Annotated in this window: 23 protein-coding genes and 1 pseudogene; 5 read left to right on the forward strand and 19 right to left on the reverse strand. The window is 59.1% G+C overall.

The genetic code is table 11. The features are described from left to right. Positions 1-150 precede the first annotated feature (150 nt). The 4 genes from AB0O97_RS18460 to AB0O97_RS18475 all read right to left on the reverse strand — a co-directional run bounded on the left by AB0O97_RS18460 (position 151) and on the right by AB0O97_RS18475 (position 3,740). Positions 151-849, reverse strand: a complete 699-nt coding sequence (locus AB0O97_RS18460; protein WP_363884652.1) for a DUF4166 domain-containing protein — start codon at positions 847-849, stop codon at positions 151-153. Between the two features lie 2 nt (positions 850-851). Continuing rightward, positions 852-1,724 (reverse strand): hypothetical protein, encoded by an 873-nt coding sequence (locus tag AB0O97_RS18465; protein WP_363884653.1) that lies wholly within the window; start codon positions 1,722-1,724, stop codon positions 852-854. A 103-nt stretch (positions 1,725-1,827) separates the two neighbouring features. Continuing rightward, the gene (locus AB0O97_RS18470) at positions 1,828-2,388 is read right to left on the reverse strand and encodes a hypothetical protein (protein ID WP_363884655.1); all 561 of its coding nucleotides are present in this window, start codon (positions 2,386-2,388) and stop codon (positions 1,828-1,830) included. 92 nt (positions 2,389-2,480) lie between these two features. After that, positions 2,481-3,740: an MFS transporter gene (locus tag AB0O97_RS18475; RefSeq protein WP_363884657.1), complete on the reverse strand. Its 1,260-nt coding sequence runs from the start codon at positions 3,738-3,740 to the stop codon at positions 2,481-2,483. 52 nt (positions 3,741-3,792) lie between these two features. Here AB0O97_RS18475 and AB0O97_RS18480 point away from each other — a divergent pair, with 52 nt between their 5' ends. From AB0O97_RS18480 to AB0O97_RS18495, 4 genes are all read left to right on the forward strand, one after another. Continuing rightward, complete coding sequence (locus AB0O97_RS18480; protein WP_363884658.1) at positions 3,793-4,815, forward strand: DJ-1/PfpI family protein; 1,023 nt, start codon at positions 3,793-3,795, stop codon at positions 4,813-4,815. A 602-nt stretch (positions 4,816-5,417) separates the two neighbouring features. Continuing rightward, on the forward strand, positions 5,418-5,819 hold the full coding sequence (locus AB0O97_RS18485; protein WP_363884660.1) for a DUF6228 family protein: 402 nt from the start codon (positions 5,418-5,420) through the stop codon (positions 5,817-5,819). Positions 5,820-6,038: 219 nt separating this feature from the next. Beyond that, positions 6,039-6,545, forward strand: a complete 507-nt coding sequence (locus AB0O97_RS18490; RefSeq protein WP_363884661.1) for a hypothetical protein — start codon at positions 6,039-6,041, stop codon at positions 6,543-6,545. 268 nt (positions 6,546-6,813) lie between these two features. Next, a complete protein-coding gene (locus tag AB0O97_RS18495) occupies positions 6,814-7,275 on the forward strand; it encodes a DUF2306 domain-containing protein (protein WP_363840957.1) in 462 nt (153 codons plus the stop codon). A 634-nt stretch (positions 7,276-7,909) separates the two neighbouring features. Here the strand turns inward: AB0O97_RS18495 and AB0O97_RS18500 are convergent. The 4 genes from AB0O97_RS18500 to AB0O97_RS18515 all read right to left on the reverse strand — a co-directional run bounded on the left by AB0O97_RS18500 (position 7,910) and on the right by AB0O97_RS18515 (position 10,704). After that, positions 7,910-8,344 carry a hypothetical protein gene (locus AB0O97_RS18500; protein ID WP_363884662.1) on the reverse strand — a complete coding sequence of 145 codons (435 nt, stop codon included), beginning with the start codon at positions 8,342-8,344 and terminating at the stop codon, positions 7,910-7,912. Continuing rightward, positions 8,341-8,703, reverse strand: coding sequence for a PadR family transcriptional regulator (locus AB0O97_RS18505; RefSeq protein ID WP_113762336.1), 363 nt, complete (start codon positions 8,701-8,703; stop codon positions 8,341-8,343). The genes AB0O97_RS18500 and AB0O97_RS18505 overlap by 4 nt, the downstream gene beginning before the upstream one ends. Positions 8,704-9,037: 334 nt before the next feature. After that, complete coding sequence (locus tag AB0O97_RS18510) at positions 9,038-9,424, reverse strand: hypothetical protein (protein ID WP_363884664.1); 387 nt, start codon at positions 9,422-9,424, stop codon at positions 9,038-9,040. 113 nt (positions 9,425-9,537) lie between these two features. Beyond that, positions 9,538-10,704 (reverse strand): ISAs1 family transposase, encoded by a 1,167-nt coding sequence (locus AB0O97_RS18515; RefSeq protein ID WP_363884665.1) that lies wholly within the window; start codon positions 10,702-10,704, stop codon positions 9,538-9,540. Positions 10,705-11,938: 1,234 nt separating this feature from the next. Between AB0O97_RS18515 and AB0O97_RS18520 the strand changes: the two genes are divergently transcribed. Beyond that, a complete protein-coding gene (locus AB0O97_RS18520) occupies positions 11,939-12,439 on the forward strand; it encodes a Clp protease N-terminal domain-containing protein (RefSeq protein ID WP_363884667.1) in 501 nt (166 codons plus the stop codon). A gap of 78 nt (positions 12,440-12,517) precedes the next feature. On the opposite strand, the gene AB0O97_RS18525 is transcribed toward AB0O97_RS18520, so the two are convergent. The 11 genes and pseudogenes from AB0O97_RS18525 to AB0O97_RS18575 form a co-directional block, all read right to left on the reverse strand. Continuing rightward, a complete protein-coding gene (locus AB0O97_RS18525; RefSeq protein WP_363884668.1) occupies positions 12,518-13,168 on the reverse strand; it encodes a hypothetical protein in 651 nt (216 codons plus the stop codon). 185 nt (positions 13,169-13,353) lie between these two features. Then, a complete protein-coding gene (locus tag AB0O97_RS18530; RefSeq protein WP_363884670.1) occupies positions 13,354-14,010 on the reverse strand; it encodes a pyridoxal 5'-phosphate synthase in 657 nt (218 codons plus the stop codon). 104 nt (positions 14,011-14,114) lie between these two features. Next, positions 14,115-14,621, reverse strand: coding sequence for a GNAT family N-acetyltransferase (locus AB0O97_RS18535; RefSeq protein ID WP_363884672.1), 507 nt, complete (start codon positions 14,619-14,621; stop codon positions 14,115-14,117). 293 nt (positions 14,622-14,914) lie between these two features. After that, positions 14,915-15,415 (reverse strand): annotated as a pseudogene (locus tag AB0O97_RS18540) (cadmium resistance transporter); the annotation flags it as partial. Positions 15,416-15,833: 418 nt separating this feature from the next. Then, entirely contained in the window at positions 15,834-17,063 is a 1,230-nt protein-coding gene (locus AB0O97_RS18545; RefSeq protein ID WP_183645216.1) for an IS110 family transposase, read from the reverse strand. Positions 17,064-17,178: 115 nt separating this feature from the next. Next, positions 17,179-18,405, reverse strand: coding sequence for an IS110 family transposase (locus AB0O97_RS18550; protein WP_363884674.1), 1,227 nt, complete (start codon positions 18,403-18,405; stop codon positions 17,179-17,181). A gap of 503 nt (positions 18,406-18,908) precedes the next feature. Beyond that, a complete protein-coding gene (locus AB0O97_RS18555; protein ID WP_363884675.1) occupies positions 18,909-19,157 on the reverse strand; it encodes a ferredoxin in 249 nt (82 codons plus the stop codon). After that, a complete protein-coding gene (locus AB0O97_RS18560) occupies positions 19,127-20,380 on the reverse strand; it encodes an NADH-ubiquinone oxidoreductase-F iron-sulfur binding region domain-containing protein (RefSeq protein WP_363884677.1) in 1,254 nt (417 codons plus the stop codon). Before AB0O97_RS18560 ends, AB0O97_RS18555 begins: the two co-directional genes overlap by 31 nt. After that, positions 20,377-20,934 (reverse strand): ferric reductase-like transmembrane domain-containing protein, encoded by a 558-nt coding sequence (locus AB0O97_RS18565; RefSeq protein ID WP_363884679.1) that lies wholly within the window; start codon positions 20,932-20,934, stop codon positions 20,377-20,379. The genes AB0O97_RS18560 and AB0O97_RS18565 overlap by 4 nt, the downstream gene beginning before the upstream one ends. Next, positions 20,927-21,868: an FAD:protein FMN transferase gene (locus AB0O97_RS18570; RefSeq protein WP_363884680.1), complete on the reverse strand. Its 942-nt coding sequence runs from the start codon at positions 21,866-21,868 to the stop codon at positions 20,927-20,929. The genes AB0O97_RS18565 and AB0O97_RS18570 overlap by 8 nt, the downstream gene beginning before the upstream one ends. Before the next feature lies 1 nt (position 21,869). Further along, entirely contained in the window at positions 21,870-22,238 is a 369-nt protein-coding gene (locus tag AB0O97_RS18575; RefSeq protein ID WP_363884682.1) for a hypothetical protein, read from the reverse strand. Positions 22,239-22,295 lie beyond the last annotated feature (57 nt).

Below are 22,295 nucleotides of genomic sequence, written 5' to 3' on the forward strand. Positions count from 1 at the left end.
CTTCTGGCCGATGAATCACTTTGCAGACGCCCTGCCCGATCGGCAGGGTCGGGCGGGCGGGATGGTTCAACAACAACACATTTCAGGCGAGTGAAAATTCACATCTACCAGCGCAATGCGTGCGTTGCTCACGGTGCATCTCCCCTGCCGCTATTCACGAATTTCTTCCCTGACCGGTTTGAGGTGCAGGGGAATGTTGTTGTTCTCCACCAGTGGATAGGTGCAGCTGAATTCGCCCCTGTAGCCGAAGAGGAATCCAAAGACGGTGTTCCGCACCTGCATTTGGATGGTGAAGACACCCCGGTCTTCGTCATAGCTTTCATAAAGGTCCGCTGTGCCGGTGCCGATGCTGGGAAAGCTGAACGCCACAGGGCCTTCGTAGAACCGTTGCCCTGTGGTCTGTAGGTGCAGTGAGCCATCAGCCAACACCTCCAGAACCAGATCCGTGGCCAGATGCTGATGGGTGCCGAGGTAGTCCACCACGGCACCACGCGCTTCGCTGTACACCATGGTGGCATCAAAGCGGCGTTTCTTAGTGCGGCCTTTGAGGGCCCCTGGCGCATCCAGAGTCCTGATGAACGTGACAGTGGGGCGGCCAAAGCCGTCAATGTAGGGGTAGTTTTCGATGGTGAAGGGAATGTTGTTTCCGTGATCGGGGAACAGAATATTGCGAAACGCACCAAACCGCAGAAACGGTACCGTCCACCACGCACCACGACGAACCTCGGAGAATACCCCTTCACCGACGCAGGCGTATCCGGATTCCACATCAACACCGAAGCGTTTCTGCAGCATGGGATGCAGTCGTTGAAAGTCTTCCCCCAGTGCAGTTTCAAATATTGAGGCCATGTCTAGTACTTCCCTGCTGGTTCTGAGGTGATACTGGCTGCCGTTTGGTTCTCTGCCCTTGTGGCGACTGCCTCGCCACCTTCGCCGTCATGCTGCCTGGGCGCTTTTAGGTCTGCGAGCGCGGACGGGGCGCGTGCTGAACGAGCATCGGGGGCAGTACGCAAACATCGCCCTGCGCGGGGAACAGAGCTATGGGTGGGAAGCGCCCAGGTTGCCAAAGCTACGCTCATACCCAGCGCTGTCATGCCAGCTTTTGCGCCCGTCGTCGTTCTCTGAGAAAAGACCCGGCGTAGTAGTGAAGCTGCGCCCACCATGCCAATTGCTCTGGCTCCAGCATCCAGGAACCACAGGTTACGGGAGTCCTGCGGTTCCAGGTCCGATTCCGCCCACAACCTCAGCCGGTCGAAGCTGATGGCAGTGGCCCATCCCAAAGCGGGCCGTATGAGGCGGGCGTCCAAAGCCTGCCCGAGAAAGCCCATGCCGGGTTGGTAGTTATACCCGGTGATAAACCTCAAGCCGTCAGCCGTCGGGACGTACCGCCAGTAGCCTGCCCCTGCGCCGATGGGCGAGAGCACATCAGCGGTATCGAACTTCAGAACGGAGGTCGCTTGGCCGTCGGATCGGTGCCGGTGCCCCAGTGAGGTTCCGGTTCCTTTGATGGTGTGAAGGGGAAGGAGGAACTCGTAGCGAAAACGGAGCTGGCCGTTGGCGTCTTGGTCGGTGGGGATGATCCGGGAGAACCGTAGATCCCACCGGGGGTGCAGCTCCGGGTTCTGGCTCAGTTCCCAGACCCGTTCCATGGTTGCCCGGATGGGGATCTCAACATAGATGGGTGTGCGCTTGGCTGATTCTGCCAGTCCGAGTCTTTTCCCCATCCCATCATCTTAGGCTGGCCCACTGACAGCGGCTGCTCCGGAGGGTGAAGGAGGGCACAAGACGAGCACCGACACCCAGTGCGACGACGGCGGAGCAGTCGTTTCAGCTTGGGCGGAGCCACTCTCTGAGCCAGTTGTTGATCGATGCCGAGTTTTTCACGAACTTGCCCCACTCGCCCACCACGGTCTGGGCTGGCTGTCGAAGCTCCGTCCCTATCCGCTCGTTGTACTGTCCACGGTAGGGCCCGGGATACCGAGTCCCTTGGTCCATGAGAGACATTGCAATGGCAAAGTCATCCGCAGGACGGGCTGTCACGTGAACGTCACCTCGCTCGCTGCTGGTCACGGTCCAGCCTTTGTCACCGTTCCTCTGGCACACCGTAACCGGATCAATTCCAAACTCAATAGTGCTGGCACTGACGATGTGAAATACTTCGGATCGGCGGCCCCTGCGCCCATACTCCTTGAGCAAGGTAACAATGCCTTCCGGAGTCCAAGGAGCCGGAAACCGAACGGCGCAGGCTACGGCAAACACCGTTCTTGACAGGTAGGGATCGAACTCTCCCTTGTCCAGCGCCTTCATGGCGTCGCCCTCGGCCTCCAGCGCCGCGTTCAAGGCGTATTGGCTAAATTCTTGATGCTCGCCCTCGTTGAGGTGAGCCACGAATGGGCTACGTCGTTTGGCCCAATCTTAGCTATCCAACAACTACCCGAAACGCCACGACATCAGGAGCGATATGGGCCGCGGTATGAGGCTTAGTCGCGAGCAAACAAGTCGCGACTAGGCGTCTCTACCCCCGAAGAATCTGTTGACGTAGAACCATCGTATCGAGCTAGTTTTCGCCCTGCTCTTTGCCCAGAAACGGACACGAGCACCAAGGTCATAACCGTTACGCTCAGCGCCAAGAGATTGGTACCTCCCCACCCGACGCTCTGCAGGATCCAAGCGGCCGCGAAAGACCCAGCTGCGGAGATGGCGGCGGTTGCTCCGTCAGTGAAGCCTTGGAGCTTGGCTCCCTTGCCCTGGGGATAGGACTTCAGTAGCAGAGCCGATCCAGCTACAAAGAAGACGTTCCAGCCCACTCCAGCCAGGGCCAGCGTCAAGGTCATGGCCCACCCAGCTTCAGAAAAGACGCCAAGCGCACACCCTGCAACCATGATGATGCCACCAGCGACGTTGGTCCGGCACACCCCAAACCTCTTGAGAAAAAGCGCGCTCAGAGCGGATGGGGCAAACATTCCCATCAAGTGCCACTGGATCATAATTGCTCCGTTAGCAGCTCCGTGCCCAGCATGATCGTTGGCCAACGGCCCCGTAGCCATCACAAGGGTCATAACAAGTCCAGAACCGGCCAAGACGATAACTGCTTGCTGGAACGCAGGGTTCCGGGCACGGTCCCTAATCTGGATCGCTACTTGACCGGATTCCACCGTGACACCCGTGGCTGGTGGCATGGATGCGGCGAGCACAATTGCAGCACATCCCAGAATTGCGATCAGCAGACAGGAGCCAACATACGGTTCCGCGGAAACATTGGAGGCAGCAATTGCGGCGAACGGCCCTAGCGCCGCTGCGACGACTCCGCCATACATAACGAGGGCCAACGCCCGTTCGCGCTGGGTTGGAGGCGCATATTCGGATGCTACAAAACGGAGGAATCCGCCAACAGCCCTGTACCCACCGGTCAAAGCTGTACCGACGCAGAAGAGTGCGAATGAGTGCGATGAGACAGCAATTGCGGAGAGGATGCCGCCAACAACTGCGGTAAGGGCTCCCGCGATCAAAACTGGCCGGTATCCGAAGCGGGCAGCGGCATGACCGGCCAGGAACGAACAAGCTGTCCCAACCACCACAATCAAACTCAACGGCAGTGTCATCAGTGCCGGGATGGGGGCCAATGACATCCCGACCAACCCGGTGAGCGTCAAATCAATGCTGACAATCATGTAATAGCAGGCTTGGGCGGCAATAAGACGGCGAAGTAATCTGCGAAAATCGGGGAGGGTTTTGGTCATGCTTCCACGATTTCATTGAACTATTCCACCCAACAGTGGCAAGATAGCCACCATGCAAAAGAATCCTGCCAAAGCGTTGCGAGACAGCGCGGCTTCCATCAATGGCCAGAAACCTATCAAGGTGGCAGTTTTGGCTTTGCCAGAGGTACTAGCTCTGGACTTTGGCATTCCGATTCAGACTCTGGGGCGGAGCACGTCCGGCCTCTATGATGTGAGAACCTGCTCGCTGGGCGGTCAACCGGTCCCGGCCACGGGCGGATTCTCCGTGGCTCCAGAGCGCGGACTGGACCTGCTCGCGGAGGTGGATACGATCATCATCCCTGGTTTCACAACATCGCGAGAAGCACTTGCCGATGAGGTGCTCCATGCACTGACCGCAGCGCATTCTCGAGGCACCCGCATGGTTTCTATCTGCACGGGCGCGTTTGCTCTGGCGCAGGCCGGCATTTTGGATGGATTATCTGCCACCACGCATTGGCAATCGACAGCCGACTTGGCCGCGCTTTTTCCTCGCATCTTTGTGGATGAAAATGTCCTTTTCGTCGACAATGGCCAGGTGCTGACGTCGGCCGGCGTGGCTGCAGGAATTGATTTATGTCTGCACTTGGTCCGCAGCGACTGGGGCTCCGCGGCCGGCAACGTGACAGCGCGTTCCATTGTTTCCGCGCCACGCCGCGAAGGCGGCCAGGCACAGTTCATCAAGCACCGTTCGCCCTCTGGAATTTCAGACCAGCCACGTGACGTGGCCGCAGCCATGGAATGGGCCACCAGGCATCTGTACCAGCCCATTACGATCGCCCACATTTGCGCCGCAACGGCATTGAGCGAGAGGACGCTCGCCCGTCGATTTGAGATACATGCGGGGACCACCCCTATGAAATGGCTTGCCATGCAACGCGTAGAACGCGCCAAGGAGCTTCTGGAAACGACGGCGGCTCCCATCGACAGCATTGCCACCTCGGTCGGCTTAGGAACCGGCGCCAATTTCCGCTACGTTTTCAAAAAATCCACATCACTTACTCCCAGCCAGTACCGGAACACCTTCAATGCCGGCCATGAAAATCAGCCCGACTAAGGAGCGCCTCGGCTCTTACTGGGAATACTTTGCCCAAAGTCGGGCACGTACCTCACCAACACGAGCACTGCTGTTGGATCGGCCATCCGCGCGTCGTGGCATTACCTATGCCGGTAGTCGACGATATTTGGTTTGATGGTATTCCCTGGCGTTGGCGCTGTCTGACATCACGATGACAGCCTAGCTACGGCCTCTGACATTGCTGGCCTCCACCTCACGACAGCGGGGACACGTTCTCCCAAACGGAATGAGACGTGCGACTTTGCCGGCCTTGTCTGTCCCAGTGATGGAGTACCACGCGTTGCAGGAATTCCTATGAACAGAGATCGGGGGTCGCTTGGACAATTTCTGAGCGATACGCCGCCGCCGGGCTTTGAATCAGGTTGGACCGTTCCGTATGGGGTTTCGCATTTGGGCGTCCGCGAAGTGCAACGTGCAAGGGCGCGGGCCGAAGCGAAAATCGGTGGAGCGAAAGCGTGGACGCTTAGATCGAACCGTCCCGGAACGGGAACGGTAGCTGGGACACTTCAGAGTGGACGGTTGCGTTTTTGCATACGTCTACTAGGGCTCGGAAGGCGAGCCTCAGAGCCTAGAATTTGTGCATGGAATTAGTAGAAATCGGACATGCTGGATCTCTTACCTTCGACAGCATCGAACGGCAGACCGATGGCTCTATCGATAGTGTGATCGTGACTGTGGATCTAAAGGGCCTCCACGCCACACAGCGAGTGTTGACGATCAATGATTTCCGCGATCTGGTGCTCTTCTTCAATGATCTGTCAACGCAGTGGCGGGGGTGGACCGGATCCAAGAATTATGAATCCCTTGAGGGGGACCTCCGGATCAGTGCGAGGCATGACGGCCACGTCAGTCTTGATTTCGAAATTTCTCAGACTTCAGTTCCTCGGGGGTGGAGCTTGGCTGGCGTGCTGCTCCTTGATCCAGGTGAGGAGATCAGCAACGTGGCGCAGGAGATTGAATCCTTCTTTTCCGCCAGAACGTAGGCAACGATGCGGGTCTACCACTGCGTTAACTATCGCAAGTGATCTCAGAGGCGGGGCAGCGTCTTTTGCGGAACCTTGAGCGGACAGGTGGCATCTTGTGACACCAGCTCCAAATTCGCTTTTGTCGGGCCCGTTTGGTGGATGGGTTGTCGTATTGCAAGTAGGTTCGTTTCATGAGGGATTTATCGTGACGGGATTGACGGCGGAGAGGGCATTGTCATGATGCGCCAAACTGAGAGCCGCGAATATCTGGAAGCGGAGGCTTCCTACCACCAATTTTTTCTGGCCCCTCTTGACACCACCCCGGTCTACGACGGCCGGGACACCGGCCCGGTGGCCGGCGTTGTCGATGGCGGCACTGCCCTCATCGTGTACACAGGATGCATGGATGGAGTTGTTCACCTGACGGTTTCCTTAGCAGATGCGCCTCCTCCAGCGGATGACTCGTGGGAGGTGCAGGAAACGGTAAGCATCACCATTGACGCCCCTCTCTACATTTGGGCACCCACCGGTGGCTTTGCCCGACGGGTCGATGGGGATCCATGGTTCCTGCAACCCAAGAAAGTCGGACCGCACCGGTTCCGGGTCAGCGCCCGGGGCCGCGGCGAGGACTACGCCGAATACACGATCACCTCACCCGAACACTTCCTGATCCAGGTCTGGCCCGAGACCAGTCTTCGCCCACGGGAAACGGCGCGCGACGATGGGTTCGGTTTAGACGCATAACCCCAAGACGCGCTCTTCACGGCCTCTCATTTGCCGAAGGCGACCGCCCTGAATGTCAGAAGTCGTCCGGACTGCCTATTGGTGTCCGTAGCGGGAACCTTGAGTGGGACAACGGAGGGAAGTTAAGACTTGGGCATACCCGTTTGTGACTGTCAGGAACTCAGAATAGATCTATTCACGCTTGCCCATCGTGTAGCGTAACCAATCGGCGCATCTGCGCCATCGATTGGGGGAAATTTTGGGTTCACCGTGGGCACCACTCATTGCTGTGCACGCCATCGCAGCAACTTATTCACTTGTCTTTGGTCTGTTCCAGCTGGTGCGTCGCCGCAAAGGCGGCCCCCTCCACCGCTTTGTTGGACGTACATGGATTATCTGTATGTACATTGTTGTTCTCACTTCATTTGGCATCTACACAATCGATGGCGGATTTACCTGGCTGCATGGCCTCTCCATCTTTACGTTCTGCACGGTCACTATTGGTCTCCGGGCGGTGGTCAAAGGGAAGATCCAAGCACACAAGTCATTTATGACAGGCAGCTACTTTGGTATTGTCGGCGCCTTTATAGGTGTGATCGTCGTGCCGGAACGTCGCATTCCTCAGATGGCTATGCACAATGCACCGGGACTGACCCTATGGATACTGGTACTTCTAGCTTCGGCTGCGTTCACGGTATACGGTGCCTCCCAGCTGACAGAAAATCGAAAGCTAGCAGACGCACACTCATGACCTGACGGCATGTAGCCTTCCTTGCCCGAATATTCCAAGCAGCGGGGTCGTACCTGCTGTTGGTTCCCACTATTCAGGATGCCGAACCTGGCTTGATGGGAGGACCGCAGGTACTTCGCGAGAATTGCAGCGACGTCAATTTGGTCACTGCGATGAGGATCTACCCGGGTAGAGCGGGCTAGAAGGTCTTTCGGAACTGATCAGCAATACCGTCCCGCAAGCCGGTCCGGCTCCGGGACGTGGAACCACCCAGCTCAACAGTCGCAGCGAGATCGATGCTGCTGTCCGTAGGGGAACCTTGAGCGGGCAACGTTGGAGATGTGGCTCATTCCCGATAGGTGGAACGCAGAAGCTCAGGCGTCGGGAAGAAGGCGGCCTACTCCAATTGAGGTACGTCGACGGCTCCCCAGTCGTGCTTCTATACTTTAGTGCCGTCGCGGAATCACGTTGCGGACAGGTCGGATGGATACGAATTAGTGACGATCTGATAGGGAGAAAGGATCCATGGGCAGCGTCGGTTGCTCACGATCAGGTTGGAGCAGCTGACGACGTCTGAGTGAGGACTTCCTTGAGGTCTGATCTATGAAGTTGCGCCTGGCCCACGCGGGCCCGCCAGCCCTGTCCTCATGGCCAATCAACGGCGCAAGCGTCGAATGGACATGACCAATGCGACGGCGCTGATGATCAAGACGAAACCGCAAACGATGAGAAGCCAACCCGGTACAGGGGCAAAGGTGGCCAGAAGCAAAGGCGTCGCGGCAAGACCCAACCAAATCACAGCGAGCGTCGCGATTACCACCAGGGCGACACGGTTAGCGCGGCTACCCTTCGTCGTAGCTGGCACCGGGTTCATTTCAAGCTCCTGGCTAACAATCTCCACCGGAGAGCCTAGCTGCCTCAGTGCTATAGAAACAGCTTCCGGTGCAGCAACTTCAGGAAGCAGCGCAGAGATATGAGAAAGTATCTCTGCGCGGAGGGTTACTCGTCGAGATTTAGGAAGAGCCTTGGCTTGCTCATCGAAGAGTGACATGTACTTCTTTACAGACGGGTTGTTTTCGAAGTTGCTCATTTGGGTTCCTCGTCGGTAGTTTTCGTTGGCAGTGCTTTGAGCAGGGTTGCTACGGATTGGGTGAACTGTCCCCAGTCACTTTTGAAGGTTTCTGCTTCTTCCCGTCCGGTTTGGGTGATCTGGTAGTAGCGTTTGGGCCGTTCATCGCTTTCAACTTCCCATTGGCTTGTCACGAATCCGCTTTCTTGCAGTCGATTTAGCAGCGGGTAGATAGTGCCTTGACTGGTCAGTAGGCCGCCTACCGCATCGAGTTCTCTGACGAGTTGCAGTCCGTAGCGGGGGCCGCTGCATAGCAATACGAGAATGCATGGTCCGATCACTCCTCGCCGGAGTTGAGTACTTGCAGTGTTATTTGCCATGCGTTAAAAGATACCTTGTGCCACAAGACTATGGCAATCGCCAAGGAGGGGTGATCTTTGTTTTCACTAGTGACCTGCCCGTGGTTGTGTCAGTTCAAGGCGGACGAGCGTCTGCTATCGGCCAGTGACTGAAGCTGACTTGCGCATACTTATGGACGATCGTTGATGCCGCCCCGTATATCGGTTGGTCGACGGTCGCGTCAGGACCAATGTGCTGGAGTTGAGATCGCGCATTGATGGCGTTCCACAAGCGGAACGTTGGCTGGGACAGCGAATACCAACCTGCGACCCATATTCAGTGCCCTGGGCTCACCGGACACACTGCCAGAAATGTCTACGGCGCCCTCAAACTCGCCTGACTCGGGCCCGCGACCAGAGACTCTGCATCAACCATGGGGTTACCCCGGCGATTCAAGATTTCGCCGCTGGCTGTAGTGAACTGAACATCAATAAAACTCGCCCCAGTGTTTGACGGGGCGATTCCTACGACGATTTTCAGATCACTACGACCCGGTATATCAAATGCAGCTAATGACACGATCGTTTCATCTGTTAGAGTCAAGCTTCCACCCGTGGCGGCATCAGGTGCACCAATAATGAAGATAGAATCGCGATCTGTTTCCCCCATATTACAGATTTGTGTGCCGACGGCGGCGAGGACAGAACCGTTACAAAAGCCGTTAAGCTTGCCGGTGACTTTAACCTCGTAATCGCCATCCACATTCGGTTTTCCGGCGACCCATATAGTGGACTCCGCTGTCGTGCCTACATTATGGAAACCAGTAGCGGTGAGTGTCTCCTCTGGAGATGGGGCACAGCCGACTAGTACCAGGGCTAATGCAAAGTTGCTGGTAGAGGTCTGATTCTGGCCATTTTGAGGGCGCGGTGGGCGCTTCTGGCGGTGTGTCTGGTGGCTTTGGCGATGTTGTCTATTCTTGCGATCCTGTAGAGACTGAGTGCCAAGTTCCTCAGGGAGGCCATGAGTCTGGGCGCGTTGCCGGTGCGGACCATGGACTTGTCCTCAAGGAAAACCACGTCCCGTACCCAGTGGAGCCGGTTTTCTATCGTCCAGTGCCCCCGGACCATCGTGTTCAGGTCCTTCGCACTGGTGGTTTCCGCCGGCAGGGACGTGATGATGTAGACCGTTTCCTGGCTCCATTTCTTGCCGGTGATCTTGCGGGAGCGGCGGACGACTTGAGCTGCTTGTGCGGCGTGGGGGAAGAGGATCCCGGCATCTACGGTGACGACCTTGATCGACCGGGACCCGGTGCGACCGTTCTTCTTGTAGGACTGTTTGTTGCCGGCCGGGACGCCCTTCCACGGCAGTTTCTTGAGCTGGCTGTGCAGCGTGGGTTGGTTTCCCTTCACGGTCATGATGAAATGTCCGCCGCGCTTGATCAGGTACTCGGCATGGGCGCGCTGGGTATGCAGTGCATCCATCGTCACGATGACCCCGGCCAGGGTTTTGAAGGTGTCCAGCAGGTCTTCGAAACAGGGGATCTCGTTCGTTTTCACCCCAATGCTCACCTGCCCCAGGACGGTACCGGTTCCGTGGTCCACGGCGGCCATCAAATGCACCCGGTCCCCGCCGCCGTTCTTGGCACCACGGACTTCCTTCCCATCGATGGCAATGACTTTCGGTTTGACTTGGGCAATGACCCAGGCGCCGAACGCGGTATCAAAAGCGTCCCCATCGACCTTGGCGAGCACCCGCTGGATGGTGGTGACGTGGGGAACTGTGATGCCGGATTTTGCCAATGGGCCGCGGCCGGTGTCGGCCGCCCATTCAGCGATTTCAGCAAAAGATTTTGCCCCGGCCAACACGGCGCACAGTGCCAGGGCCAGGATCCCGGTCAGCCCGTACCTGATGCCCCTCCGCTTCCTGGGATCAGGGATCGAATCCAACACGTCCCGCATCGTTCCAGGCGACAAAGATGCCTTGGCTCGCGCAGGGATCGTCTCGAGTTGGCGCGAAAGGGTGCTGATGGTGGAAGATGGCATGCGGGAACTCCTGTTGCACATGATTGGTCTGAACAATCACCATGTTTAACAGGGGTTCTCTCTAGTTAAAAGCTGGGCACGGATTATCTCACGTATTAAGACGCTCGCCTGTCAGCGACTTTGCATCAGCCCTGCGACTAGTACAGACGCTAAGATAGCCAGTCCGGCCAATTTGGGTTTCATTCGACGCCTAGAGCTCATTCGCTTTCTCCTGTTCCTTTCCAATCACCCTAGACTGCCCTACGGTGCTTCAAGGATTTGTAGACAATCTCTTGAGGCTTTGTTTTTGCCAGCGTGCTGCCATCTCCTCGATTGCCCTTGGTGACACCTACAGGAAAGCTTGGCCAGAAGCGACCGATTTTGGAGGGCTGGCCAGTTCGAGGTGCATGTCATTTTTCGAAGGCGACTGTACTGAGTGTCCGAAGTCCGCTTCTGTACGTCAAAGTTCCCTCAGGGAACCTCCTGCGGGACCGTTCCATGCAGTTGAATCCCTTGAAAGTAAAGCGTGCGCCGCGTTTGTAAATTATGCCGATATCGTCATTACTTGCATGAACCGTTCTGGGGATTCCATCCTGCTACGCCATACCCGTCGCCAGTGGATAGCCAGAGGGTCAGAGAATGTCGATCGATTTTGGCATGGACGAACCAGTCCATAAATCCCTTCGGCAGGGCAAGGATCTGGGAACACACCTGGTGAGACGCGGCCGTGGAAATCCTCAGAATTGCAGTTCTTTTGGAATCAGACTTCGGCCAGTGGTGGTGAGTTTGAACAAGATGTACAGATACGTATCACGCGGGTCGATGGGTGTCGGAGTAAGTCCATGACGGATTTTTAGCTCTAGCTCATGGCCACGTTCCTCCCATATGAGGTACCCGTTGCCGTTGTGATAATTTGCCGGTTCTATCAAGCCTTCATCGCAATATCTGACTGCCCAATGAATTGAGTCTTCACGCGGTGCGTGTGAACCGTCTTCTCGAATGAGCTGTTCGACTTCTCCGAAGAGAATCCAATCCGTCCAGCCCCTAGCGAGAATTTGTGTGTCCAACTCTGAAATATGCAAGCTAGCCCCATCTAACGCGGTCAATTTGAAGTACCGTTCTACTCACCTTAGGCCCGCCCTACGGACCCCGGCTAGATGAAGCCCACTCCCAACCTCCTGCGGGACGTGGGCTCTTCCGCGCATCGGGAGGCGCGCCCGTGGTGCTGGCCCGCCGCGAAGATTACCCTATGGGCATGGGACGTTCGACGGAGTTTGGCAACTACACCGACAGGGCTGTGCGGGTGGTGGTCCTGGCACAGGAAGAGGCAAGGGGGATGATGCATGACGCGTACATCGGTCCCGAGCATTTGCTGTTGGGGCTTTTGCACGCTGAACCGGACGCGGTGCAGACGGCACTGGGCGTCTGGCCCGATGACGTGCGTGAGGCGATAATGCGTTTCGCCTCCCGTGGTCCGCTGGACACCTCAGCATCATTCCCGTTCACCCCCGAGGCTTTGGACGCCCTCAAGGCCGCGCAGCGCGCCTCGCGGGAGTTTCATTCGGATCACGTCGGGATCAAGCACCTGTTGTTCGGGGTGCTGAGTGTCCATGGCGACCGCCTGGATCGGGCACTGGAGGATGCGGGTGTGGACCGGGACAGTGCGCATGCACGGGTAATGGCGGCGCTTGCGCAGGGGCGGTCGACAGGCCGGGGCGGGGCAACAGGCAGCGATCGCCCGCCCACGTCCGGCTGACGTGTTGTTGAATCAGGAACCAGGGCTAGTCCGTCGCTAGGGGAACCTCCTGCAGGACAGCGATATCCAGTGGACCCGTCAATCGCCCGCGCTTGGAGGCAGGTCGTCTCGATCAGCTCTCACCGACACAGTGTCGATTCGGGGATCGTTTGTCAGTTGCCGAAAGATGGGCAGCTCGGCGGCCACGATCAACGAGTCTGGGTATAACCGAGCCCCCCATGCGAGACGCCGTTCGGCATCCCACGCGAACTCAGGGATCCTTCGTCCACCCCGCACGTCGTCAGGACTGAGGTGCGCCTCGAAGTATTCCTCCCCGAACACTCGCTTTGGCGAGATGGTGTGCGGCGCTTCGGCGTAGCCCATCCAACGGAGACATTGGAGCTCGACAATGCCAATCGCATCACGAAGGGCGTTTGCCGTTTCTTCATCCAACTCGCCCATGCAGGAGACGAGACCGCGAACGGAAGGCTGTTCCTCGGCGATGCCTGCGGTCGCTTCAAACCAATCCAGCGAGGCAGAATGATCTTCTACCGCGACGTACCGGGACCATCGCACAATGTCTTTGCCGTCATCGAGAGTGGGGTCTCGAAAAGGAAGGTAAAGGCGCAGCATCGGTAGGCCACGATGCGTTGCTGGGATGAATTCGCGCGCCTGAGTGGCCCATCCTGACCTTGCCAGACCCGTGCTCTCCTCGCCCATCCTGACATCATAGCTGCGCGGATGTGTCATGTTGAGAAGACCAGTCCTTAGATATCAGGATTCGTGGCCACTGCTCCTGATCTGTCAGAAGTGCTCTGCTGAGAATTTCAGAAAGCATCAGTACAGACGACTGTGGTCGTAGGGGGAACCTCAACTGGGAATGTTTGGCTGCTCTATTGTTGGGTGGGGCAAATTCGGGGCATTCCCGTGCTTCCTCAGGGCCAAAGGCGTTGTTTGTCCCACGTGGAACCAGCTCGGATGTAGCGAAGGCGTTGGTGGTCGCGGTTCGGCTCGCCTTGCCAGAACTCCACGGAGTTTGGCACGATCTTCCACACCGCCCACTGGGGAGATGTTGCAACAGCATTTGCCGCAAGTGCCGCTTTGGCCTGTGTGAGGGCTTGGTCGAGGGCGGTGTCACTGACAAGGACACTGCTCTGCTGACCGGCCAAGGCGATCGCGCGGGCCTGGGGGTGGCGGGCAAGAAAGTCCTCAGCTGACTCGGTTGCCGAGGCTCGTTGAGCAATTCCACGCACCCGTACTGAACGGGCGAGAGGGCTCCAATAAAATGTGAGAGCGCAGTGTGGGTTGTGAAGGAGTTGGCGCCCTTTGGCAGATTCATCACTGGTTGCGATTTTGAACCCGCAGTCGTCCGTCACGTCTTTGATGATCAGAAGCCGGGCGTCAGGAAAGCCATCCGAATCGACGGTGGAAAGTGTGGCTGCGTGGGCTTCTGCCACGCCAGCATCGAGCGCGTCCCTGAGCCAGCCCAGGAAGAAATCGCGCGGTCCTTCTGGCGTGGAAGCCCAATCGAAATCGGGCGCCGTCCCAACAATTGAAGGAACCGTCCGAAGCTCATCTCGAAGTGTTTGCATTGCCCCATTCTGCACAAGGAACTTTGTTGGAGGCCAGGGGCGTCCGAATATGGAACGCTCTGCGGGACTCTTGCCGCGGGGAGAGGTCTGGTTCCCAGTGCGGATCAGTTGCCGAGTAGGTTCTTCTTCATTGCATAGTTGGTTAGCTGCACGCCGACCATTACAGGATGTTGTTCCGCCTGGACGACGAATCCGCAGTGCTCGAAAAATGGGCGAGCCGTGATACTGACATTGGCAGTCAGCTCTGTCAGACCCTTTGCCCGTGCGTGGGACTCTACATGGGCCAGGAGTTGCTTTGCTACCCCAAGTCGTAGGTAGCGAGGGGCCACGAACATCATGTCTATATACCCATGCGGGTCTACGTCTGAGAACCCCGCAGACTCTCCATCCACGGTTGCCACATAGCTATTCCGAGCGTGCATTGCGGCGTGCCAGGTGGATAGTTCGCGCTCTTCTGGGCGTGCCCATGCCTGGATCTGCTCGGGCCTGTAGTTGGCGGCAGCCGTTTCGGTCACTGCGGCAAGGAAGATCTCCATAGTGTCTGCGGCGTCCGCGTGATGGTAAGGGCGAATGGCAACTTCTGGCATTCTGGTGTTGGTTTTCAGGTCCATAGATCCAGCATCCCACCGAGATTGGCAATGACCATTCGGCAAATATCGTGTTCCGCTAGATTACGGACGAGCTGTCCCGCAAGCGGGTCCCTCACCGGGGCGTGTGCAGACGACTTCTGAAATTTTCGAAACTGTCATTTTCATGTGGCTTCGTTCGCTTGGTGGCGGGGTTTTTGCAGCGCTCCGTGGCGGTCTTGTTGCCGCGATCACGCAGGACTGGCTGCAGGTTGGTGTCGCGGTCTGAACCGAGAGGGGTGCGCCCGGTCGGGGCCGTTTGGATCGCTGCCGCTACGTCAGAGTCCGAAGGCTCCGCCGCTGACGAGGATCACGATGCCGAGGCCGATGAGAACGATGGGGAAGAGGATGTGCTCCCAGCGTTCGAGCACTTCGGCGATCGGGGGGCGGGTGGCGACGAACTTTGCCAGGGCCACCAGGACCGCGACGAGCGCGAGGAAGACGATGCAGTAGGCGACTACTGCGAGAGGTTCCACGCTGAGGAAGACAGGGGTGTAGACGCCGATGTTGTCGCCGCCGTTGGCAAGGGTGACGCCTGCGACTGTCCACACGCCGACCTTCTTGCCGGCAACCTTGGCCTCGTCGTCATCGTCGTCATCGTCTCCGCGCCAGGCCTGCCATGCGGCCCAGAGGCCGAGGCCCAGAGGGATGAGACCGAAGTACGGGATGGCTGCCGAGGGCAGGAATGTTCCGGCGCCGATGGTCACCAGGACCGCGGCACCGAGGATGCCGGCGAATCCGAGGTACTGGCCGGCCAGAATGCGGGCGGTAGTGCCGCGCGAGGTCGCCGATGAAGCCGATGCCCGCCTTCGGGCGGCGTTGAAGGAAATTTCAGGTAAATAGGGGCTCTTCGGATGTGATCGTTGTGCCGATACCCGGCTAAAGGTCAGGCTTGCCACTACCAATTAGAGAATGGTTATCGGCCAAGAAAACCGAAAGAAAGCCCTAGCAGTGAACCCTGCTATATCCCCTGCGGGCTGTCATCTACTTCGAGGGAAACCCGAAAACCACTGCGCTGTGAACACCAGTCCCTGCCCGTGGCACGAGCGTCCACTGCCGACCCTGCGGGCTGAGGGGTGTCCCTATGTTTTTCGTCAAGGCTTTGGAGGGATTTTCTTCAAAGTTTTTTGGGCCACTGTTTTTGGGCAGAGGTAGGTGGCTGGCGGTGCGTGTCCGCCAGCTGACAGCTCGGAACGGTCAGGCGGTTTTCGGGGTTGGGGCTTCGTAGAAGGTGCCGTCCCGGAGCATCGCGAAGAGAACGTCGCAACGCCTGCGCGCTAGGGCGATGAGGGCTTGATTGTGTCGTTTGCCTTCGGCGCGTTTCCGGTCGTAGTAGGCCCGTGAGAGAGGGTCTTTCAGAGCCGCGAACGCGGAGAGAAAGAAAGCCCGCTTGAGGGACTTGTTCCCTTTCTTGGAGGGGTGATCGCCTCGGATCGAGGTTCCGGAGCGCCACGTCACCGGGGCCAGCCCAGCGTAGGAGGCGAGGTGGCCGGAGGTCTGGAATTCCTTACCCGCAACTTCGGTGATGATGCGGGCTTCCGTCCTGACCCCGACCGCCGGCATAGAGGTCAGGACGGCATGAAGAGGGTGATCCTCCACGAGGGTTTCAACCTGAACGAGGAGCTCGTCACGGGCCGTGCGTAGCTGCTTGAGCATGGCAGCGAGCTGCGGCAATACGATGCTCGCGGCACCAGTTCCAGCGACTACCACGGTCTGCTCATCTAGGGCGGTGAAGATCTCGGTAGCCCAGCGTTTCCCAGCCCGCGGCGCATACTTCAAAAGCAAGGCCGTGACTCGGTTCTGGCCGGCCTTGCGGAGCTTATCCGGAGACGGATATTTGATCAGCAATTCGGCCATGGCGGGGTGATCGAGGTGCTTTCCCACCACCCGCTCCAGTGCCGGGTGGATCTGGGTCAACAACCCCCGAATCCGGTTCGAGGTTGCCGTTGCCTGCTTCGCTAGATCGTCATCGAAACCGCAGAGCATCGATAGTTCGGCGGCTTGCTCATCGGCGACGACGATGGAACGCAGGGTGTGTGGCAGGCTTCGGGCGGCTTCAGCAATGATGGCAGCGTCTCGAGCATCTGTCTTGGCTTCTCCGGGATGTAAATCCGCGATGCGGCGCATCGCCAGCCCGGGAATGTAGCCGACCAGTATTCCCTCGGCCTGGGCCACAGCAACGGGCAGGGCGCCGATGGTCGAGGGCTGATCAACGACCAACAACACGGTGCCTTTGCCGGCCACGGCCTTGATGATGGCACGGAGTTTGGCCTCGTCTTGGGGCAGTGCACGGTCGAGGATTTTCTTGCCCGTACGGTCGATCGCGACCGCATGGTGATTGCTCTTACCGACATCGACGCCGATGAAGATATCGACGTCCTCGTGGTTCTTGATCAACGCAAACCTCCCAGAAATAGTGTCATTCATTTCGGTGTTGGCTTGTCCTACGGCGGCAAGGCTCGGCATCCACGTTACGGCTGACCTGCACGGCGGTTCATTGTGCTGGTCCGGTCCCCATTAGACATCTGATGGGGCTAAGAAGTCAAGATATGGCCTTGGAAGTCGTGGTGAATGCTGCTGGTTCCGAATAGGAGACGCGGTTCTGCAGGCAGTAGTGCAGACAGCCCAAGAGCCTGTTGAAAAGGTTGCGTTGGGCGGCTGTATGAGTGTCGCCTTGTTCCTTGCGTCGGTCGTAGTGGGCGCGAGCACCCGGTGATGCTGTGAGCGCGGAAAACGCCCAGACATATCCGGCTGCAGCGAGACGATTATTCTTGACCCTGCGGGCGGTGACGGCGTGGCTCTTGCCACTGGCCCTGGTGACTGGTGCTGCTCCTGAGTAGGCCTTCAAAGAGGAGGCGCTGGCGAACCGGTCAGGATCGTCACCCATTTCTGCCAAGATGCGCGCTCCGGTTGTGTTGGCCAAACCGGGCATGCTGGTAATGATCGGCGCGTCGGCGTGCCTCAGGAAGAGCTCTTCGGTCCTGCGTGTCAGGTCATCAACGGCTTCCCTGGCTGCATCCATTTCTGAGAACATTGCAATGAGCTGGGTCCCGTAAGCCTGTTCCACGGCTTCAGGCATCTGCAAAGTGTTGCTGTGCAGGACGCGGTGCAGTCTGGTGGCCTCGCGCTCCAAATAGCGGGTCCTGCCCGCGTTGCGGAGCAGCTGGGTAATTCTGGGGATACCCAAGCGTAGGGCTCGTGCCGGCGTTGGAGCTGCTCGCAGGATCCTGCTGGCCTCGGCTGACTGGAGTAGTTTTCCTTTGGGGAACGCAATCAACGCAGATGGATAGTATTCACGCAGCAATGATCGGATCTCGTTGCTGAGATTCTGCCTTTTCCAGACGGCGTCTTGCTGCGCTCTTGCTAGGACCGAGATGGCTCTGACAAGCGCAGAATCCTCAGCCATGCGGCGGTGCGCGTGACTGTCTGTGCGCAAGATATTGGCCAACACTGCGGCGTCTTGGGCATCTGATTTCTTCCGCGAAACGGAATGGCGGTCTCGGTAGCGGGCAGCCGATAACGGATTGATGGCATAGACCGGGAAGCCGCGGTCCCGCACGGATGAAACAAAGAGCCCACGGGGCGTTTCGATCGCGATGGGTACAGGCTCCAGGTCCGGGTCGCTGTGTTCGGCAAGTAGTGTGCAGAGCTTGTCCAGCCCTGCCAGGTCATCGCCAATTCGGCGGGAGGCCAGTAGGTTTCCTTCAGCGTCAACGACGGCGATGTCGTGATGTCCTTCTGCCCAGTCGATTCCACAGTAGACGTTCATCAGCAATGGTCCTTTCCTTGGAGCTCCTTTACTTTTAGTGGGTGTACGTCAATAGCGGCGACCTAATGGAAGAGCTCGCTGGCTCGGCATCTGATTAGCTGTTCTATTGCGCCTTGGCCGCCGGGGTCTGGTCTTTAGAGAAGAACTCGAAGTTCGGGGATCTCGGGCGGGACCTGTATCGGCGGCATCACCCAGTCCGACCACGATAGCGGCCGGGGCGGAAGGAACCAAGGGCCCGTCTTTTTCGAGGACTCACGGTCCGGGTAACGGGAAGGCCTCAAGGTTCCTTCCAATCCCATTAGGTAACGGGGGACCGGGACCAGATCCTCTCGGTGAGCATCACCAAGCGCGCCATCACCGGACAAGAAAGCGCCTACCCCAAACGGACCCGCCACCGCGGGTCAGGAAATCCGTGGCCCCGAAGACCCGTGCATCACGGATTACTGTCCCCCGGCGCCCGGACGTATGAGGAATGCATAGATGTAAAACCGTTGGATGACCGCTCAGGCATGCAAGCCCAGAGCAAGCTTGGGACACAGTTTCACAGCATCCCTGGCGGCCTCTGCATCGTCGGGCCCGATACTCACATTCGAACCATCTCCGTTCCTGGGGCGCCTGATCACGGGATACCCCCAGTCGTCGCGGTCCAGCACGGCGGGTAATAGCTCCGTGCACAGCCCCCGACCATCACACCGTGTCCAATTGATGTGGAGTGTTTCGTTCATGCTGTGCTCCCGTTCAAGCGTGTGCATTTGCCGGTTAGATGTGCACCGATATCCTCGGAGAACACTTCCAAGGCACTGTGGATCAATTGCAAGGTCCCGTCCGGGTGGTGGCAGGCACCCCTGCTCGCGACGAGATTGCCCAGTCGTTCCAGTTCTCCAATAAGTTGCGGATCTTGGTCTCCACGGGAAAATGTAGCCAAGACCTTGGCCATCGCGGGCAGGCCGAACATGCACGGGCCGCATTGCTTGGCGGATTGCCCCGCCAAGTACTCAACGATCCAGGCGGTGACCTCCAGCCCGCATTGCCCGGCGGAAAGCACATGGAGGACGCCAGCGCCAGGGCGGACGGTTTGCTCCGCAGATCCAGACGGCGTCAATCGGTAGTCCAGCGACTTTACCCAGCGCCCGTGGTAGCCGCCCACCAGGACCGCCTGCACCGCCTTGAAGTCAACACCTGCATGGGCCAAGACAGACCCGAGTCCGGCATCGCCCTCGATTTCGAGGACTTGCTCGGCGCCCCAGCCGGTAACGGAAACCAGCCGCGTGCCGGGGTCCCGGTCCGATCCCGCCGAGCGGAACCATTGGGCTCCGTAGCGGGCGATGAGCGCCATGTGGGCCAGGGTCTCGACGTTCAGCACGAGCGTCGGCCGCCCTTTAAGACCCGATTCGCTGAGTCGGCGGCGGGGATCCATTGGCAGCGCTTTGCCGCCTCCGATTGCGTTGACCACCGCGCTGGCCTGGCCGGAGATGAAGGTTTCCGGAGCCTCAATAACTTGGATGCGGCGGACCTCGTGGCGTTCGGCGATGGCTGCTTCCATGGCGGGCATGGCCGCGGACGTGGTGTAGATGTAGAGCGACGAGGCGGACACGGCCCGGGCCGCCACCAGGAGTCCGTCGAGCACCAGATGCGGCGCGTGGAGCAGGAGCGTCTTGTCCTTGAAGCTCAGCGGTTCCCCCTCGGCGCCGTTGGCGATGACCACAGGCCTACCTTGCAGCAATATCCCACGGCGGCTCTGCCCCGTGGTGGCGACCTTGCGCCACGAGGCGAAGGCCGCCCCGCCCCGCCCGGTCAGGCCGGATTGTTCCAGCACGTCGATGAAGCTCACACCAATGCCCTGCGTCGGCAGTGGGCCGAAGGTCCGCTCGTGGTCGGCCAGCGTTGCGTGGGACCCGGCGGCGAAAAGCCTGTTGGTCCCCGCAGGGCCGATGTGTTGGGTCGTCACGGGCAGCTGGTTGGTCAGGGGTGTCATAACAGGCTCCTTTGGCGGGCTTGGGAATTTTCCAGGAAGTTCGAGGACAGACGCCACCACAAGGCTGCGCCCACTGCGACGATTGCTCCTGCAGCCAAGGCCAGGTACCACTTGTCGGTTCCGTTAGTTCCGTTGCCGATGGAGTGCGCTAGTGCGATGGGCCACATCGCGTAGGCGAACCAGTGAACGGCACGAAATATCCGCTGGCCCAGCCGGTGGCGCAGCAGCCCGGTGAGCACCACCGCCGCGAGTAGGTCAAAGGCCACGGTGCCGAGTCCCTGCCAGAACGGCTTGAAGGATCCGAGAAAGGGAACGACCACGTCGACCAGGTTGAGTTTCGCATACGAGTCCAGCATCAGCGAACCGATGTGCATCAGCAGGAACAGCGTGGCCAACAACGAGATGCTGCGGTGGATCAACGCCACGGAGAACCTCGGTACGGCCGGCAACGGCCGGCCCGCGCGGTTCACGATGCCCAACAAAACCGTGGCGGTCAAGAGCGCCATGGAGATGACCCCGCTGATCCGGCCCATGGCCCAAAGCGCGCTATCCATGGGAATCCGCCACTGTCGTAGAGTACTCTTCACTGGGCCAGCTTCCGGTGGCGACGGTCCTGCCCTGCTGGTCCACAAAGCGACCGGCGATTCCCTCTTGCTCAAACCAGCTGACGGCCGCGAAGCCCCGCACGATGCCGGCGGTGCTGTAGGCGTTGGCGAGCAAACAGGAGGGTGCGGCCACGGTAACGGAGCGCCAGACGGTTTCAGCCGGAAGCCCCCACCTGGGGTCCAAAATGTGGTGCATGTCCTGGCCCTCGTGCTTCCAGCGGCGCTTTTGGGTGCTCGAGGTCGCCATGGCCTGCCCCGCACCCAGGGCGACTTGTTGCCAGGGGTCCGTGGGCAGATCTTGCACCAGCACCTGCCAGCCGCCCTCCGGCGCGGGCCCGGCGGTTGCGATGTCCCCACCGAGGGAGACCAAGATCCCGCAGCCAAGTTCGCCGAAGACCAAGGACACGGCACGGTCGGCGGCAACGGCCTTGGCCGTGGCGCCCAGATCGAGCCGCAGGTTCCGGGGAACCGCCAAGGTTTGTCCTTTCAGGTCCACCAGCCGCCAGCCCGGGGTCCGGCGTTGCGGCACGCAGACCGTGGTGACGGCACCGGCGGGGTCGAGTCGCACCCGCGCAATGTCGCGGTCGTAGCCAAGGGCTACAAGGTCCCTGCCGAGCGTGGGATCCACGTCGCCGTCGGTCCAGCGGGCGGCATCAAGGGCGCTTTGAACCAATGCGGCCAGCAGGGGACTGACGTCCACCCCTGCGGCAAGCTCCGGCTGCAGGCGCATCAACTCCGAATCCGGCCGGAAACGGCTGCACGCGTCATCCACCTGCGCAACGACCCCACGCACCAGGCGCCCTGCCTCGGCGATCAAGGCAGGATTCTCGACCGCAATGGAGGCCTCAAGTCCCCAGACGGACCAAGAAGAAATGGCATCCATCTCAGGACCCCGACGATTTGCCGCTGGTGGAACCGCCGTTGCCCGGACTGACGGGGCTCGCCGTGGAGTTGGCCTTTTGGCGAACGATGGTCTTTTTGACTTGCTGGCTCTGCGACGAGTTGCTCTTCTGGCTGGTCTTGGGAGCCGTCGTCACGCTGGGGCTCGACGACGAATCGTCGTTCTCGCTGGTGCCTGAAGTCTGCGGCGAATCGTCGTTCTCGCTGGGGCCAGCTGTCGTGGTGGTGGCGGCATCGCTCGTCGGCGCATGCTCCAGAACAACAAACCCGAGACCCGCCACCGCAAAACTACCCACCGCGACGACTGCCGTAATGCGTGCCGCCGTCTGCTTTCCGCTGATTCGAGTGGCCATGACCTGTTCCTGTCCGTTGGCTGCTGGTGAACTACTCCTCTTCATCATCCACACGAA

The organism is Specibacter sp. NPDC078692, from assembly GCF_040686835.1.
Classification (GTDB): Bacteria; Actinomycetota; Actinomycetes; order Actinomycetales; family Micrococcaceae; genus Specibacter.

What these genes read in the sequence shown, in the direction of transcription:
- AB0O97_RS18460 (WP_363884652.1), bottom strand. Translation starts at nt 849, where the DNA reads ATGGCCTCAATATTTGAAACTGCACTGGGGGAAGACTTTCAACGACTG.
- AB0O97_RS18465 (WP_363884653.1), bottom strand. Translation starts at nt 1,724, where the DNA reads ATGGGGAAAAGACTCGGACTGGCAGAATCAGCCAAGCGCACACCCATC.
- AB0O97_RS18475 (WP_363884657.1), bottom strand. Translation starts at nt 3,740, where the DNA reads ATGACCAAAACCCTCCCCGATTTTCGCAGATTACTTCGCCGTCTTATT.
- AB0O97_RS18480 (WP_363884658.1), top strand. Translation starts at nt 3,793, where the DNA reads ATGCAAAAGAATCCTGCCAAAGCGTTGCGAGACAGCGCGGCTTCCATC.
- AB0O97_RS18485 (WP_363884660.1), top strand. Translation starts at nt 5,418, where the DNA reads ATGGAATTAGTAGAAATCGGACATGCTGGATCTCTTACCTTCGACAGC.
- AB0O97_RS18490 (WP_363884661.1), top strand. Translation starts at nt 6,039, where the DNA reads ATGATGCGCCAAACTGAGAGCCGCGAATATCTGGAAGCGGAGGCTTCC.
- AB0O97_RS18500 (WP_363884662.1), bottom strand. Translation starts at nt 8,344, where the DNA reads ATGAGCAACTTCGAAAACAACCCGTCTGTAAAGAAGTACATGTCACTC.
- AB0O97_RS18505 (WP_113762336.1), bottom strand. Translation starts at nt 8,703, where the DNA reads ATGGCAAATAACACTGCAAGTACTCAACTCCGGCGAGGAGTGATCGGA.
- AB0O97_RS18515 (WP_363884665.1), bottom strand. Translation starts at nt 10,704, where the DNA reads ATGCCATCTTCCACCATCAGCACCCTTTCGCGCCAACTCGAGACGATC.
- AB0O97_RS18520 (WP_363884667.1), top strand. Translation starts at nt 11,939, where the DNA reads ATGGGACGTTCGACGGAGTTTGGCAACTACACCGACAGGGCTGTGCGG.
- AB0O97_RS18525 (WP_363884668.1), bottom strand. Translation starts at nt 13,168, where the DNA reads ATGACACATCCGCGCAGCTATGATGTCAGGATGGGCGAGGAGAGCACG.
- AB0O97_RS18530 (WP_363884670.1), bottom strand. Translation starts at nt 14,010, where the DNA reads ATGCAAACACTTCGAGATGAGCTTCGGACGGTTCCTTCAATTGTTGGG.
- AB0O97_RS18535 (WP_363884672.1), bottom strand. Translation starts at nt 14,621, where the DNA reads ATGGACCTGAAAACCAACACCAGAATGCCAGAAGTTGCCATTCGCCCT.
- AB0O97_RS18545 (WP_183645216.1), bottom strand. Translation starts at nt 17,063, where the DNA reads ATGAATGACACTATTTCTGGGAGGTTTGCGTTGATCAAGAACCACGAG.
- AB0O97_RS18550 (WP_363884674.1), bottom strand. Translation starts at nt 18,405, where the DNA reads ATGAACGTCTACTGTGGAATCGACTGGGCAGAAGGACATCACGACATC.
- AB0O97_RS18555 (WP_363884675.1), bottom strand. Translation starts at nt 19,157, where the DNA reads ATGCACACGCTTGAACGGGAGCACAGCATGAACGAAACACTCCACATC.
- AB0O97_RS18560 (WP_363884677.1), bottom strand. Translation starts at nt 20,380, where the DNA reads ATGACACCCCTGACCAACCAGCTGCCCGTGACGACCCAACACATCGGC.
- AB0O97_RS18565 (WP_363884679.1), bottom strand. Translation starts at nt 20,934, where the DNA reads ATGGATAGCGCGCTTTGGGCCATGGGCCGGATCAGCGGGGTCATCTCC.
- AB0O97_RS18570 (WP_363884680.1), bottom strand. Translation starts at nt 21,868, where the DNA reads ATGGATGCCATTTCTTCTTGGTCCGTCTGGGGACTTGAGGCCTCCATT.
- AB0O97_RS18575 (WP_363884682.1), bottom strand. Translation starts at nt 22,238, where the DNA reads ATGGCCACTCGAATCAGCGGAAAGCAGACGGCGGCACGCATTACGGCA.